Raw genomic sequence first — 12,243 nt, 5'->3', positions numbered from 1 at the left:
AGAATAATAGTCATGTACTGATTACAGAAGAAGTTCTCTCTTGGTTTTTCTTACAGATTAACCGAGAGTAATAAATACACAAAGCAATTATAAAACAACAAGGAGGACATCAGGGTGAAGCGGGGATATATTTTTGATTTAGATGGTACGATTTATTTAGAGGAGAAAATTATTGAAGGGGCAAGTGAGACCATTAAGGCATTACGCGACAGAGGGGATGAGGTTGTTTTTCTGACAAATAAATCAATTGAAACAACAGAGACCTATGTAAATAAATTAAATAAGCTTGGGGTAGAGGTAACAAATGAAAATGTCATTAATTCCAATATACTGACAGCCCGATATTTAAAATCTCAATTACATCAAACAGAAAAGGTCATGGTCATTGGAGAAGCGCCATTAATTAATGAAATAAAAAAGCGGGGTATTGAAGTATCTGATAATCCGGGAGAAGTAAAATATGTTGTGTTAGGCTGGGATAGAAAATTCAGCTATGATAAATTAAATCGCGCTTTTCAGGCATGGAGAAACGGAGCAGTCGTGGTAGCTACTAATCCGGATCGCACTTGTCCGATGCGCGGTGGGCAGATACCGGATTGCGGTGCAATGATTGGAGCAATGGAAGGGGCAACCGGAGAAAAAATAGAAATTATACTTGGCAAGCCGTCCTTATTAGCTGCTAAATTTATTGTAGAAGATATTTTAAAATTGCCATCAGAAAGATGCTTCATGGTAGGGGACAGATTGGAAACAGATGTGAAAATGGGAAATGATTATGGCATGAATTCTATTTTGGTTCTGACCGGGATAACAGATAAAAGCATGGTGGAAACGACACCATATAAGCCTCATTACACTTTAAACAGCGTGAAGGATATCTTAAATATGAAAACAGATGCAGTTGTCTGATTAAAGCAGAAAAAGCATATCTATCCAGGTTAATTACTTACCTCTGGATGGATATGCTTTTTCTTAATTTTTCAATCAGTCAGGCATAAAGCTCCCAGGCTAATTTTAAAGAACCTACGATATAATCAGCGACTTCTTCTACTTCCTGATCATCTGTTACTACACGTGAATGATGCTGTTCATAAATTGGCTGCCGATCATCAAAGAGCTGTTTAATTTCATCCATATTTTTACCTTGTAAAACAGGGCGGCTGTCTATCAGTAAGCCAATCCGGTCCTTCCATTTGTCCCAGGTTAAGTCGAGGAAGAAAATAGTAGTGGCTGCCAGGCAGATATCCTGAATTTCCTTTTGCAGAAAAGCGCCTCCACCTAAGGAAATGACCTTTAATTTTTTATGGCACATTTCAGAAATAATCTCTTTTTCGTGCTGCCGAAAGACGGCTTCCCCATATTTAGCAAAAATATCTTTTGGAGGCATCTGGAATCTGCGTTCGATTTCTTCATCAATATCGATAAAATCACGATATAATTTTTTTGCAACCGCTTGGCCGATGGTAGTTTTCCCAACCCCCATAAAACCAATCAATACTATACTTTGTTCCTTTAACTGTATTTTATTCATTTCTATTTTCCTCCTGTACCCTGTATATAAACGTTATTGCTGATAGATTGCTGTTCTTGCCAATTGATCTGCTTTGCTGTTTTCTTTTTCAGGTATCCATTTAATAAATAGAAAAGGAAATTCTGCTGCTTCAGACTGGATAATTTCAAGTAAAGGAAGAAATTGTCTGTTCTTTGTCCGGCCATTATCAATCACTTCTGCTGCAACTTTAGAGTCTGTCCGAAAAGATAAGATCTCTCCTGGAAAATTTGCTTTACAGATTTTTAATGCTTCTATAATTGCATGGAATTCCGCTTCATGATTTGTCATATAAGGTAAAGGAACTGCATATTCCAGTTTCTTTTCTCCTGACTTTATATAAATACCGGCGCCGCTTTTTTCAGTGCTCATGTTTGTGGCTCCATCAGTATACACTTGAATCAAAGCATATCACCTCGTTTAAGCTTCCATTTCTACGTACATAGTATAACGAATTTTAAACCAAAAAGGAATATATGTCAGCCTATGTCTGTTTAAAAAACTGTTTTATTCATCATCATTGTCATGTTCGTGGTGCTCATCATGTTCATCATCATGATGATGCTCGTGGTCCATTTCGTCATGAGCTTCTTCCTCAGATGGCTCTGCATCGCCGGCAATAACCGTTTCTAAAGGCATGACATGCTGTTCTTTTGCTGTTGTATGTGCATACATTTCATAGACAGCTTCCTCCTCGAAGGTAAAGCTTGCAGTATATGTACCATTCTCCTGATGGACACCTTCTAATTCAACACTGTCATCAGAATTGCCCTGAGTCCAGACCTCAAATAAAACCTCATGTGCATCTTCAACAGGCTCACCCTCAAAGCTGACGTGCGCTGTTAAATCAATTGTTTCCCCTACTTCGACATGCTCTGGAACATCAAAATCTACTTCCAGTACGGATAATTCCGGTAAATCCTCCTCTGTTGTATCCGCTTCACTATTGGAGCAGGCAGCTAATACAGCGATAAGTGCAATCAGGATAAAAAATATTTTTTTCTTCATTAATATATCTCCCTTCATCGTCATTTTAGTATAATCAACAACTAGTATAGCATGACTAATAAGTCGGTTGATTGAATAAATTATGACATATTTTATTTTCCTTCCAAATGTAACTCTATTATAATGAAAGAAAGGGAGGAATGCATATGAAATTAGTAGCTTATCGGAAAGAGCAAGATGAAAAATATCGCACAGGTGTTTTAATAGATTCTGAATCAATCGCAGATGTGGAAGCGTTATCCAAACAATTTGGAGAAGAAAAGCTTCCGGCTGACCCGGTTGGTTTTTATGCGTGTGCGGAAGAGCATGTGGAAGAGCTGCAGAAAATTTTAAAGGAAGCAGCAGAGTATGAAACGATTTCACTGCAGGATGTCCATTTGGGTATGCCGCTTGGAAAAGCGAAAAAAGTAATTTGTGTCGGTAAAAATTATCAGGAGCATGTTCAAGAAATGAAATCAGATATTCCGGAATTCCCGGTTCTGTTTGCTAAATTTGATAATGCCATTATTGGTCCCGAGGATGATATTCATTATCCGTCGATTACTGAAAAATTAGATTATGAAGTAGAATTAACACTGGTTATCGGAAAAACAGCTTCAAAGGTAAAAAAAGAAGATGCTTTTGATTATATTGCCGGATACACCATTGCAAATGATACATCTGCACGTGATTTACAAAAAAGGACACCGCAATGGCTGCAGGGAAAATCACTTGACCATACAACGCCTGTAGGCCCATGGGTTGTGACGAAGGATGAGGTGAGTAACCCCCACGCATTAAATGTCCGTTCCTTTGTTAATGGGGAGGAACGTCAATCATCGAATACGGAGCACCTAATATTTGATATCCCTTTTTTAATTAACTTTATTTCCGAAATCATGACACTTGAACCTGGAGATATTATTTTAACTGGAACTCCGCATGGTGTCGGTTTAGCCATGGAGCCGTCTGGATTGCTTCAGGGGGGAGATCATGTGAAATTAGAGGTTGAAGGAATAGGTGTGATGGAAAATCAGGTGAAAAAAGTATAATACTCAATTTTCGCACCTTAAAAAATAACTTGCTTATCATAGTGATAGATGTTGATCGCTCCTTCCATCTATCTCTTGACAAAGCAAAAACTCTATTTAGAAAGAAGGTAACGTGTAAAGCCACCGCTACGGCGGACCGTTTTGCTTTCGACGTACAACTCTTTTCGATGGGGTGAGTAATCTTAGGCCCCAGGACGTTGCGACCTTAGCCTGCCTAGGGGCATGCTCTTCAGCTAACTTTTGTCAAGAAGAGCACTTGGCAAAAGTGGATCTTCAGAAGGTGCTATTCCCTCAGGAGTCAAAACGGTCCGCCTCCGCTAGCAGGGTATTCTATACAGGTTGAAACAGCTGACTAAATAGAAGTTAGATCAGATAAAACATGTTTCCTGGTTTATGGTAAAATATTCTGCCACGATTACTTTCTGTTCATAAAAGCTATTCCCGATATTTACTATCTATGATGTATCATCATTTAAATTGCCAAATCAACCGTTTGAAACAGTAAAATGATCTTATCATCAAGCTTCATCAGGCTATGATTTCTTTCGTTCGCTGTAGAAGCCTAACTGAGCGCAGACCAACCACGAAGACTCCTATGGGAACAGGGCGAGCTGAAGCCGTCCACATGGAAAGCGTAGTGGTTGGTCGGAGCGGAGCTATACACAATCTCCATTCCAATAGAAGGATGATTTAACAACATGCAGGCAGGATAATGAAGAACATATTCATCATGGAATAGGAAGGTATAGATGCTTATTAACAGGTGCGAAAGTTGAGTATAATATTATATAAGTTGAACTAAATTATTTCCTAAGAACCGCACGGAGGTCAAAGCATGCAGCAGAGTTTAGTGTTAAAGCAGGCATTATCCTGGAAAATGAATCAATCACTTCATCAATCCATTGAGATTCTGCAGCTTTCCGGTATTGAATTATATGATTATGTACAGAAGATTGCTGAAGAAAATCCTTTGATTGAGGATATCCGTCCCATTGATCAACAGGTGCTCACGCAGTTTCATGGTGATTCGAATGCTTTTGAAAATATGAATGCCTCGAAAAAAAATATGTACGAGCAATTAAAAGAGAACGTGTATATGCTGTCCATTTCAGAGGAATCAATAAAAGAAGCTGTTCTATTTGGCATTGATTCTCTAAATGAGAATGGCTACTTAGATATAACGCTGGAGGATTGGGCAGCACAGTGCCAATTATCTATGGAAGAAATACAACAGGCGCTTTCTTATCTGCAATCGCTTGACCCGCCGGGAATCGGAGCGAGAACTTTACAAGAGTGTATCCATTTGCAGCTGAAAGAAATGGATTGTGATTATCCTTTTTTGGAGGATCTTTTTGAAAATAATCTTGTTCTGATTGCGGAGGAAGATATTCAAGACTTAGCTAAAACATACGCTATCACAGATGATGAGGCAGGCAGATTAATTACTAACATGAAGCTTTGTCATCCCAATCCGGGTAAATTATTAGAAGATGAAGAAACAGAGTATATCATTCCGGAAGCGGTTGTTTTTAAGGAAGAGGATGAATGGCGCTTGTCTTTTTTTCACTGGTCAAGCCCGCAAATTCAAATTCGCGAGGATATAGTGCTGGATGATATGCCAAAGGACGGGGCTGATTTTTTAAAGGAAAAGAAAAAAGAACTGGAGATGCTGGATCAGGCTATTCAATACCGCGGTAAAACTCTGGAACAGGTTTTGCGAATTATTGTAAATAAACAATTATCTTTTTTTGAAGAAGGTATAACAGCTTTAAAACCTTTGACTCTCCAGGAAATTGCAGATGTTTTGGATCTCCATGTCTCGACTATCAGCCGGACTATCAGTCATAAATATTTACAGACTGATTTTGGCATTCTGCGGGTAAAGTATTTATTACAGCGTGAAGCCCGAAAAGGAGAGGGGATCGCCCGCGTGGTAGTGAAGCAGTATGTACAAAAGATTATAGCTGATGAAGATCAGACCCGTCCGCTTTCTGATGAGAAAATCCGCAGAAAGCTGGAAGAGCTGTATCAAGTATATGTAGCAAGAAGAACGGTGATGAAGTACAGGGAAGAATTGGGCATCCAGTCTTCCTCAAAGCGGAAAAGGAGAACAGACTGAAAAAATGATTCGATTCTATACAAAAAATAATTGTCCTCTGTGTGAAGAGGCGAAAGCGTTGTTAGATGCCTTGAATACAAATAAGATTTCAATAGAAGAAATAGATATTTATCAATCGGATACATTATTAGAAAAATATCAATTAACTATTCCGGTGATAGCATACAAGGAAAAAGAAGTATATGGAAATGAAATAAATATAGAAAATATCAGTGCACTGCTGTCGGAATAAGGAAGGCATTCTCTAAAAAGAGCAAATCGATTTTTAGAGAATGCTTTTCTATTTCATAAAAAATAGCTTTAAAACAAGTTTCTGTGTTTAACTTCACATGCAATGGGAATAGATAAAGTGTATGTATTTTTATGAATAAATTCGGAGGTATAACAAGCTGCTTGATTTTAGATAAAATAGCGGCTGTTATAAGAGTTTTTCTTTGCAATTGATAGGATGTATGTTATAATACAATTGATTCGGGACGTAGAACTACCACCTGGGACGCTTTTAATCCCGAATAGAGGAGAATGGTTAAAATGGATTCCATCATGGCCCTGCAGAGAAAAATCGTACCTGAATTGGTTAGCCTGATGCAGGAAAGATATACATTATTACAACATGTACATTTGCATCAGCCAATTGGCAGACGAGCATTAGCAGAGAGTACAAATTTAACAGAGCGGCATGTTCGCGGAGAAATTGATTTTCTTCATGGGCAGGGACTAGTCGAGATCACTTCCAAGGGTATGTTTATTACCAATGAGGGAAAAGTAGTTCTGGATCAGTTAGCAGCTTTAATTGGAGATTTGTCCCGGTTAGAAAATCTGGAGGATCAGTTAAAACGTACTTTATCCATTGATAATGTGATTGTAGTTCCTGGTGACAGTGACCATAATCCTCAAATAAAAGCGGAGATGGGAAAAGCAAGTGTTGCCTATCTGCAATCTGTCTTACAAAAAAACAATACGGTTGCTGTGACAGGCGGAAGCACGATTGCCGCTGTAGCCGATGCAATGAAGCCATTACCCGAAGGAACAGATGTATTATTTGTCCCTGCAAGAGGCGGTATTGGAGAAAAGGTTGAGAACCAGGCATCGCGTATTGTTTCAGAAATGGCCAGAAGGTCAAATAGTCAATACAGAATGCTTTATGTACCAGATCCGATTAGTGATTCCACCTACGAACTGATTATTCAGGAACCCCATGTGATTGATGCTTTGGCTGTTATTAAAGCTTCTAACATTGTTTTGCATGGAATTGGAGATGCTTTACGTATGGCGGAACGAAGGAAGTCTTCCCAAAAAGTATTGGACTTATTAAAGTCGGAAAATGCAGTTTCAGAAGCCTTTGGTTATTACTTTAATGTCGATGGCGACATTGTTTATAAAGTAAAAACAGTAGGGCTGCAGCTGGAGGATATGGATGAATCAAAGCATATTATTACAGTTGCCGGAGGAGCCTCGAAGGGAAATGCAATTAACTCTTACTTTAAACAAGGGAAGAGCAATATGTTAATCACCGATCAAGGTGCTGCAGAAAAGATATTAAGAGGATAACCTCTTTATATAAATAAAAATTTCAAGATATTCTTAGGAGGAATTTAATATGGCTGTAAAAGTTGGTATTAATGGCTTTGGAAGAATTGGACGTAACGTATTTCGTCAATCTTTAAAAAATGATGAAGTGGAAATTGTAGCAATCAACGATTTAACAGATGCTAACATGCTTGCACACTTATTGAAATATGACTCAGTTCATGGAAAACTGGAAGAAGAAATCAGTGTAAATGGTTCTAACCTTGTTGTTGACGGGAAAGAAATCACAGTACTTTCTGAACGTGATCCAGCTAACCTTGGATGGGGAGATCTTGGTGTAGAAATCGTTATCGAATCTACTGGTATCTTCACTAAAAAAGCAGATGCTGAAAAACACATTCAAGCAGGAGCTAAAAAAGTAATCATCTCTGCACCAGCTAACGGCGAAGATTTAACAATCGTTATGGGTGTTAATGATGATAAATACGATCCAGCTCAGCATAATGTTGTATCTAATGCTTCTTGTACAACAAACTGCTTAGCACCATTTGCTAAAGTATTAAACGATAACTTTGGCATTAAACGTGGATTAATGACTACAATCCACTCTTATACAAACGATCAGCAAATCCTTGATTTACCGCACAAAGATTATCGTCGTGCACGTGCAGCTGCTCAAAACATCATTCCTACTTCTACTGGGGCTGCTAAAGCAGTTGGGCTGGTATTACCAGAACTTAACGGTAAATTAAACGGTAACGCAGTACGCGTTCCAACTCCAGACGGTTCATTAACTGACTTAGTTGCTGAACTTGATAAAGAAGTAACTGTTGAAGATGTTAACAATGCAATGAAAGAAGCTGCACAAGGACCATTAAAAGGAATCCTTGAGTATACGGAAGATCCAATCGTTTCTTCTGATATCGTAGGAAACAATCACTCTTCTATTTTCGATTCTTTATCTACAATCGTAATGGAAGGCAACCTTGTAAAAGTTGTTTCTTGGTATGATAACGAAATGGGCTACTCTTCCCGTTGTGTAGACTTAGCTGTATTCATGGCTAAAAAAGGACTATAAGATAATAAACGACGTTCGTTGTAAGGTAAGCCTCTCCGAACGGTATAAGTAGAGGAGGGAGCAGTTTTCCTCCTCTACTTTCTTTTTAGAAGATGTTCAAAAAGCCCATTAAAAATGACGCATCGGGAAAAGGACCTTCTACTAAAAGCGCCCACGTCGTGTGGGCAACGTAGAAGTCACCGCATCCTGCGGAAGTTCGTTAGCTTGCTTCTACGTTGAGGCCTGCGATTACTCGGCCTATTAAAACCGTTGCTCATGTATTTAAAAACATACATTCCGCTACTCGAAGCTGCGCTGCCTTGAACTTCTCGGTCCTTTTAACGGACTTTTTGAACACTTATTTTCACTAGAATTAGTAGTAAAGCAAGATAAAATGGTATAATAACGAGAGTTACATATACCTAATTAGGAGGGATTCCGTTGAACAAAAAAACCATTGCTGATTTACAAGTAGAAGGTAAACGTGTATTTTGCCGGGTAGATTTTAACGTGCCTTTAAAAGACGGTGAAATTACTGACGATACACGTATTCGTGCTGCATTGCCGACAATCCGTGAGCTGACGGATAAGGGAGCAAAGCTTATCTTGGCGAGTCACCTGGGACGTCCTAAAGGGACTGTTGTAGAGGAACTTCGCTTAGATCCGGTAGCAAAACGTTTGAGCGATTTATTAAACAAAGAAGTTATGAAGACGGATGAAGTCTACGGTGAAGAAGTGGATAAAGCTATCGGCCAATTAAACAATGGCGATATTTTATTAATTGAAAATGTTCGTTTTGAAGCTGGTGAAGAGAAGAATGATCCAGCATTAGTTGATGCATTTGCTAAAATGGCTGATGTATATGTAAATGATGCCTTTGGAGCAGCACACCGTGCACACGCTTCAACAACAGGTATTGCTACAAAGCTTCCAGCTGCAGCAGGACTATTAATGGAAAAAGAAATCGAAGTTCTCGGGAAAGCATTGGAAGATCCGGCACGTCCATTTACAGCAATTATCGGTGGAGCAAAAGTAAAAGATAAAATCAATGTGATTGATAATCTGCTCGACAAAGTTGATAATCTGCTCATTGGCGGGGGATTAGCTTATACATTTATTAAAGCACAAGGGCATGAAATTGGTAAATCTCTATTAGAGGAAGACAAAATAGATCTAGCAAAAGAGTTTATGCAAAAAGCAGAAGACAAAGGCGTTAATTTTGTTTTACCAGTGGATGCAGTTGTAGCAGATGATTTTTCAGAAGATGCGAATACGAAAATTGTTGATATCGATCAAATTCCTGCTGATTGGGAAGCACTGGATATCGGAACTAAAACTCGTGAAGCATTCGCTTCGATCATAAAAGAATCTAAATTAGTTATTTGGAATGGACCAATGGGTGTATTTGAATTAAATGCCTTTGCCGGCGGTACAAAAGCAGTTGCGGATGCTGTAGCTGAAACAGAAGGTTTCTCTGTTATCGGTGGAGGAGATTCTGCAGCAGCAGTAGAAAAATTCGGTCTGGCAAGTGAAATGAACCATGTATCTACAGGCGGGGGAGCTTCCTTAGAATTTATGGAAGGTAAAGTTCTGCCGGGGGTAGAGGCGTTAAACGATAAATAATTAAGAATGGATGAGGTGAGCGCATGCGAAAAGTAGTTATTGCGGGAAACTGGAAAATGAATAAAACTTTGGCAGAAGCATCTGATTTTATGGATGCCGTTATTCCTAAAGCGCCAGGCGGGAATACAGAAGCAATTGTTTGTGCACCTTTCGTACATTTACCTGCTCTTGTTGAAAAAGCAAAGGGCTCAAATGTGAAAGTTGCTGCTCAAAACATGCACTTTGAAGAATCTGGAGCTTACACTGGGGAAGTCAGCCCGGTTATGTTAACAGACATAGGTGTAACACATGTTGTTATCGGACACTCTGAACGCCGTGAGTACTTTGCGGAAACAGATGAGTCTGTTAATCAAAAAACAAAAGCTGCCTTTGCACATGGCTTAACTCCAATCGTTTGTGTCGGTGAAACGTTAGAACAACGTGAAGCAAACGAAACAATGGATGTTGTCGGCAATCAGGTTAAAAAAGCATTGGCAGGATTATCTGATGAACAGGTAACACAAACAATTGTTGCGTATGAACCAATCTGGGCAATCGGAACAGGAAAAACAGCTTCCAGTGAAGATGCCAATGAAGTTTGCGCAAAAACACGTAAAGTAATTGCAGAAATTACTTCTCAAGGTATAGCTGACCAGGTAGTTATCCAATATGGCGGCAGCGTAAAGCCTGCTAATATTGATGAACTTCTTGCCCAATCTGATATTGATGGAGCACTCGTCGGCGGTGCAAGCTTAGAACCGGAATCCTTTGTTCAACTAGTGGAGGCAGGTACAAAATGAGTCAAGATAAATTAGCTGCATTAATTATTCTGGATGGCTTTGCTATCCGTGATGAAGTAAAAGGAAATGCAGTCAAACAGGCAAAAACACCAAACTTTGACCGCTATTGGAATGCTTATGCACATAATCAGCTGACTGCTTCCGGAAAGTCAGTTGGATTGCCAGACGGTCAAATGGGTAACTCAGAGGTCGGTCACTTAAACATTGGCGCAGGCCGTATTGTTTATCAAAGTTTGACACGTGTTAATCTATCTATTGAGGAAGGCGACTTTTTCGAGGTAGATGCACTTGTTGATGCTGTAAAGCATGCAAAAGAAAAAGATAAAGCATTACATCTTTTCGGGCTTTTATCTGATGGCGGTGTGCATAGTCATATCAATCATCTATTCGCCTTATTGGAACTGGCAAAACAGCATGGATTAGAGAAAGTATATGTTCATGCTTTCCTTGACGGCCGTGATGTAGGTCCACAAACAGCTGGTGAATATCTGAAGCAGACGGAAGAAAAAATGAAGGAATTAGGCGTCGGTCAAATTGCGACCGTTTCTGGACGCTACTATTCCATGGACCGCGATAAACGCTGGGATCGTGTGAAAAAAGCATATGATGCTATGGTTTATGGAGAAGGCCCTTCTTATCACAGTGCTGCTGAAGTGGTAGAAGACAGTTATAAAAACGAAATCTACGATGAATTTGTGATTCCTTCTGTTATTACAGATGAGAATGATAAACCTGTTGCAACTATTGAAGATGAAGATGCTATTATCTTCTATAACTTCCGTCCTGACCGTGCAATTCAGGTCTCCAGAACATTTGCAAACGATGATTTCAGAGACTTTGACCGCGGAGAGAAAGCTCCAAAAAATCTTGAGTTTGTTATGATGACAAACTTCAGTGAAACTGTGGATGGATATGTTGCATATAAACCAATTAACCTGGATAATACGATTGGCGAAGTTTTAGCACAGAATAACCTGAACCAATTACGTATTGCAGAAACAGAAAAATATCCACATGTCACCTTCTTTATGAGCGGTGGCCGTGAAAAAGAATTTGATGGTGAAAAACGTATTCTTATTGATTCACCAAAAGTAGCAACCTATGATCTGCAACCGGAAATGAGTGCTTATGAAGTAACGGACGCGTTATTAAAAGAACTTGACGGCGGAGAGCAAAATGCGATTCTTTTAAACTTTGCCAACCCGGATATGGTGGGTCATTCAGGAATGCTGCAGCCGACAATTGATGCGATTGAAGCAGTCGATGAATGCCTTGGTAAAATTGTTGATAAGATTACGGAGTTAGGTGGACATGCTATTATTACAGCTGACCACGGAAACTCTGATGAGGTTGTTACATTGGAAGATAAACCGATGACTGCCCACACAACCAACCCTGTTCCTGTTATCGTTACGAAAGATGACATAACATTACGGGACGGCGGTATTCTTGCTGACTTAGCACCAACATTATTAGATTTACTTGATGTAGAGAAACCGGAAGAAATGACTGGTTCATCCTTGATTAATAAATAAAAATTTAAAATG

At 39.2% G+C, this 12,243-nt stretch carries 12 protein-coding genes; 9 read left to right on the top strand and 3 right to left on the bottom strand.

Annotated features, from left to right (window positions below; genetic code table 11):
- The first annotated feature begins 114 nt into the window (after nucleotides 1-114).
- On the top strand, nucleotides 115-909 hold the full coding sequence (locus IEX29_RS00245) for an HAD-IIA family hydrolase (protein ID WP_188732521.1): 795 nt from the start codon (nucleotides 115-117) through the stop codon (nucleotides 907-909).
- A gap of 79 nt (nucleotides 910-988) precedes the next feature.
- Here the strand turns inward: IEX29_RS00245 and IEX29_RS00240 are convergent, their stop codons facing one another.
- The 3 genes from IEX29_RS00240 to IEX29_RS00230 form a co-directional block, all read right to left on the bottom strand.
- A complete protein-coding gene (locus IEX29_RS00240; protein WP_188732520.1) occupies nucleotides 989-1,531 on the bottom strand; it encodes a shikimate kinase in 543 nt (180 codons plus the stop codon).
- 33 nt (nucleotides 1,532-1,564) lie between these two features.
- The gene (locus tag IEX29_RS00235; protein WP_308423616.1) at nucleotides 1,565-1,945 is read right to left on the bottom strand and encodes a ribonuclease HI family protein; all 381 of its coding nucleotides are present in this window, start codon (nucleotides 1,943-1,945) and stop codon (nucleotides 1,565-1,567) included.
- A 111-nt stretch (nucleotides 1,946-2,056) separates the two neighbouring features.
- The gene (locus IEX29_RS00230) at nucleotides 2,057-2,557 is read right to left on the bottom strand and encodes a FixH family protein (protein WP_188732518.1); all 501 of its coding nucleotides are present in this window, start codon (nucleotides 2,555-2,557) and stop codon (nucleotides 2,057-2,059) included.
- A 146-nt stretch (nucleotides 2,558-2,703) separates the two neighbouring features.
- On the opposite strand from IEX29_RS00230, the gene IEX29_RS00225 reads away from it, so the two are divergent.
- From IEX29_RS00225 to gpmI, 8 genes are all read left to right on the top strand, one after another.
- Complete coding sequence (locus IEX29_RS00225) at nucleotides 2,704-3,588, top strand: fumarylacetoacetate hydrolase family protein (RefSeq protein WP_188732517.1); 885 nt, start codon at nucleotides 2,704-2,706, stop codon at nucleotides 3,586-3,588.
- Between the two features lie 835 nt (nucleotides 3,589-4,423).
- On the top strand, nucleotides 4,424-5,707 hold the full coding sequence (rpoN, locus tag IEX29_RS00220) for an RNA polymerase factor sigma-54 (RefSeq protein WP_188732516.1): 1,284 nt from the start codon (nucleotides 4,424-4,426) through the stop codon (nucleotides 5,705-5,707).
- A gap of 4 nt (nucleotides 5,708-5,711) precedes the next feature.
- Nucleotides 5,712-5,939, top strand: coding sequence for a glutaredoxin family protein (locus tag IEX29_RS00215; RefSeq protein ID WP_188732515.1), 228 nt, complete (start codon nucleotides 5,712-5,714; stop codon nucleotides 5,937-5,939).
- A 299-nt stretch (nucleotides 5,940-6,238) separates the two neighbouring features.
- Entirely contained in the window at nucleotides 6,239-7,258 is a 1,020-nt protein-coding gene (locus tag IEX29_RS00210; RefSeq protein ID WP_188732514.1) for a sugar-binding transcriptional regulator, read from the top strand.
- Between the two features lie 49 nt (nucleotides 7,259-7,307).
- Nucleotides 7,308-8,315: a type I glyceraldehyde-3-phosphate dehydrogenase gene (gap, locus tag IEX29_RS00205; RefSeq protein ID WP_147210269.1), complete on the top strand. Its 1,008-nt coding sequence runs from the start codon at nucleotides 7,308-7,310 to the stop codon at nucleotides 8,313-8,315.
- A gap of 420 nt (nucleotides 8,316-8,735) precedes the next feature.
- Nucleotides 8,736-9,917, top strand: coding sequence for a phosphoglycerate kinase (locus tag IEX29_RS00200; protein ID WP_188732513.1), 1,182 nt, complete (start codon nucleotides 8,736-8,738; stop codon nucleotides 9,915-9,917).
- Between the two features lie 23 nt (nucleotides 9,918-9,940).
- Nucleotides 9,941-10,696, top strand: coding sequence for a triose-phosphate isomerase (tpiA, locus tag IEX29_RS00195; protein WP_188732512.1), 756 nt, complete (start codon nucleotides 9,941-9,943; stop codon nucleotides 10,694-10,696).
- Nucleotides 10,693-12,231: a 2,3-bisphosphoglycerate-independent phosphoglycerate mutase gene (gene gpmI, locus IEX29_RS00190; RefSeq protein ID WP_188732511.1), complete on the top strand. Its 1,539-nt coding sequence runs from the start codon at nucleotides 10,693-10,695 to the stop codon at nucleotides 12,229-12,231. The genes tpiA and gpmI overlap by 4 nt, the downstream gene beginning before the upstream one ends.
- Nucleotides 12,232-12,243 lie beyond the last annotated feature (12 nt).

The organism is Oceanobacillus neutriphilus (genome assembly GCF_014645515.1).
GTDB lineage: Bacteria > Bacillota > Bacilli > Bacillales > Amphibacillaceae > Oceanobacillus > Oceanobacillus neutriphilus.
This window is presented reverse-complemented; position numbering and strand designations above follow the sequence as displayed.

What these genes read in the sequence shown, in the direction of transcription:
- IEX29_RS00240 (WP_188732520.1), bottom strand. Translation starts at nt 1,531, where the DNA reads ATGAATAAAATACAGTTAAAGGAACAAAGTATAGTATTGATTGGTTTT.
- IEX29_RS00230 (WP_188732518.1), bottom strand. Translation starts at nt 2,557, where the DNA reads ATGAAGAAAAAAATATTTTTTATCCTGATTGCACTTATCGCTGTATTA.
- IEX29_RS00225 (WP_188732517.1), top strand. Translation starts at nt 2,704, where the DNA reads ATGAAATTAGTAGCTTATCGGAAAGAGCAAGATGAAAAATATCGCACA.
- rpoN (WP_188732516.1), top strand. Translation starts at nt 4,424, where the DNA reads ATGCAGCAGAGTTTAGTGTTAAAGCAGGCATTATCCTGGAAAATGAAT.
- IEX29_RS00215 (WP_188732515.1), top strand. Translation starts at nt 5,712, where the DNA reads ATGATTCGATTCTATACAAAAAATAATTGTCCTCTGTGTGAAGAGGCG.
- IEX29_RS00210 (WP_188732514.1), top strand. Translation starts at nt 6,239, where the DNA reads ATGGATTCCATCATGGCCCTGCAGAGAAAAATCGTACCTGAATTGGTT.
- gap (WP_147210269.1), top strand. Translation starts at nt 7,308, where the DNA reads ATGGCTGTAAAAGTTGGTATTAATGGCTTTGGAAGAATTGGACGTAAC.
- tpiA (WP_188732512.1), top strand. Translation starts at nt 9,941, where the DNA reads ATGCGAAAAGTAGTTATTGCGGGAAACTGGAAAATGAATAAAACTTTG.
- gpmI (WP_188732511.1), top strand. Translation starts at nt 10,693, where the DNA reads ATGAGTCAAGATAAATTAGCTGCATTAATTATTCTGGATGGCTTTGCT.